The 1,013-nt window shown below is 51.3% G+C and carries 3 protein-coding genes; all 3 read left to right on the top strand.

The annotated features are described in order from the left end of the window. The first annotated feature begins 42 nt into the window (after positions 1 to 42). The gene (locus H8S45_RS15810) at positions 43 to 288 is read left to right on the top strand and encodes a hypothetical protein (protein ID WP_186950594.1); all 246 of its coding nucleotides are present in this window, start codon (positions 43 to 45) and stop codon (positions 286 to 288) included. A gap of 193 nt (positions 289 to 481) precedes the next feature. Beyond that, positions 482 to 655 (top strand): hypothetical protein, encoded by a 174-nt coding sequence (locus H8S45_RS15805; RefSeq protein ID WP_186950592.1) that lies wholly within the window; start codon positions 482 to 484, stop codon positions 653 to 655. Beyond that, positions 655 to 1,013, top strand: a 359-nt coding sequence (locus H8S45_RS15800; protein ID WP_186950589.1) for a hypothetical protein, incomplete at its 3' end; no start/stop codon positions are given. The genes H8S45_RS15805 and H8S45_RS15800, both read left to right, overlap by 1 nt.

The following is a 1,013-nucleotide window of genomic DNA, read 5'->3' as shown; positions in this document are numbered from 1 at the left end:
TTAACGACCGAGCGCATTTATATGGCTGAATAGAGGTGCAACATGGCAGGACGTGCAAAGGTGCCGGAAGAACTGGAACGGCTGACGAAGAGCCAGCGGTTGACCGTGATAGACGAGGCTGCGCTGGGCTTCGAGAATACGGTCATAGCCCGCAGGACGCTGATAGACCATTATACACAGATGGATATTGCTGCCGAAATTGGATATGACCGTTCCGCAGTATCGCATCGTATGCCTGCCATTTATGAACGACTGATCTACATAGCAAACAAACTTGATATGGATTAATGAAAGCCTCGGGGTCATGCCTCGGGGCTTATTTTTTTGCTATTTTTCAGATTTTCCCAAACTTTCACATAAACAAAACTTAAGTTCCCCCGCGAAAATGCGGTTTCTATTATCATTAGATTAAAGGAGGCGAACAGGCGGCCGGTTCCACGTCGCCGGTCGCCGCTTCCTGAAATGAAGGGACGTGATTGGAATGGTAGCTTACGAGGAGCGCCTTGAGCGGCTTGGATATGCGCCGGAATGTGCAAGGCGCATTGTGGACGATTTTACTTCCACGGGGAAGCTCAAGGATTTAATGGATTATATCAACTACAAGGAAAGCGAAAAACGCTCCATCAGTGAGCATGTGACGGAGGTGCTGGGGTAATGGCGTATCCTTATCAAACATATCTGCCCAATCAGGGGATGCAGCAGATGCCATACCAGCAGCCGATGATGCAGCAGCCCATGCCGCAGCAGCCTCCGGCACCGATCGTCCGGCCGGTAGCTTCGCTGGATGAAGCAAGAGCAGTACAGACGGATTTCGGCGGGGCGCTGACGATCATGCCGGATATTTCGCACGGATTCGTTTATACAAAGCAGCTTAATTTCCAGACGGGCAGCGCAGATTTCGCAGCCTACCAGCGCGTGCAGGAGCAGGCGGCTCCGCAGCAGGACATTAACCTTTCGGAATATGTGAAGAAGTCTGACTTTGACGAACTCGCAAGGCGGTTTAACGCCTTGTG

Origin of the sequence: Agathobaculum faecis (genome assembly GCF_014287995.1) — a bacterium.
GTDB classification, from domain to species: domain Bacteria; phylum Bacillota; class Clostridia; order Oscillospirales; family Butyricicoccaceae; genus Agathobaculum; species Agathobaculum ammoniilyticum.
Note: the sequence above shows the minus strand (reverse complement) of the source record. Positions and strands in the feature narration are given on the sequence as shown.